The sequence below is a fragment of the Paenarthrobacter aurescens genome (assembly GCF_025421775.1).
GTDB lineage: Bacteria > Actinomycetota > Actinomycetes > Actinomycetales > Micrococcaceae > Arthrobacter > Arthrobacter aurescens_B.
In genome coordinates, this window is the sequence record NZ_JAOEFX010000117.1 from 1 (window position 1) to 288 (window position 288).

Sequence of the window (288 nt, forward strand, 5' to 3'; positions counted from 1 at the left end):
CTGGAAAAGAAATAGGGAATGAAACTCAGTGTCACCCAATTTATGGTGTTTATGTAATAAGGGATTACTTATTTCAATACAGAAAAACAAAAGAAATGAAGTATCAAGATGCTGCTATTAAAGTAGCAAATGCTGCTATTCATAGAATGGAGACATTTAGAAATGCTCTTGTATTTTGGTATAAAAAGGATAGTCCTTTTAATTCTACAAGCAAGGAATACTATTCAGGTTTAACGCAAAGTTATTATGCAGAAATTTTTGCCCAAGTCTATAAATTAACTAATATAT

Annotated in this window: 1 protein-coding gene; it reads left to right on the top strand. The window is 29.9% G+C overall.

The features are described 5' to 3' along the window. A partial coding sequence (locus N7568_RS22950) for a hypothetical protein (RefSeq protein WP_261612032.1) occupies nt 1-288 on the top strand: 288 nt, incomplete at both ends.